The organism is Massilia sp. TWR1-2-2 (genome assembly GCF_049897565.1).
In the GTDB taxonomy this organism is placed as follows: Bacteria; Pseudomonadota; Gammaproteobacteria; order Burkholderiales; family Burkholderiaceae_D; genus JAFCUW01.
Genome location: NZ_JAFCWM010000116.1, coordinates 1 through 536, shown reverse-complemented (window position 1 = coordinate 536; position 536 = coordinate 1). Strand labels below are relative to the sequence as shown.

Sequence of the window (536 nt, the reverse complement as noted above, 5' to 3'; positions counted from 1 at the left end):
GTCAAATGACCTCACCCGCAGCGCGTGCCGACATCATCGCAATGGTCGAAAAAGCGGTTGCCGAGGGGGCCCGTCAGTGCAGAGCATGCGCGATCGCCGGCTTGAGCCCGCGTACCCTGCAGCGCTGGCAACTGGCCGGTGTTGAACCGGATGGCCGTACCACGCGTATCCAGGACCCGCGCAATCAGCTCAGCGCGTCAGAACGTGAACAGATCTTGGGGATTGTCAACTCAGTTGAGTTCGGCCAACTTCCGCCATGCCAGATCGTGCCGCGCCTGGCCGACCAAGGCATTTATGTCGCCGCTGAGTCAACGTTCTATCGGGTTATGAGAGACGCCAACATGGTCAAGCACCGGCAGCAGCGCGACCAGGACAAGAGCGCAGCAAGCCGCGTGCTATCTGCGCTACGGGACCGAGCCAGCTCTACAGTTGGGACATCACTTATTTGCCGAGCGGGGTGAAGGGAATCTATTTTTACCTGTACATGTTCATCGATATCTACAGCCGGAAAGTCGTCGGCTGGCAGGTCTACCGGG

1 pseudogene is annotated in these 536 nt (G+C 59.5%); it reads left to right on the top strand.

From position 1 onward, the window contains the following. Positions 1–461, top strand: a pseudogene (locus ACP7DD_RS26640) (hypothetical protein); the annotation flags it as partial. Positions 462–536: the final 75 nt, after the last annotated feature.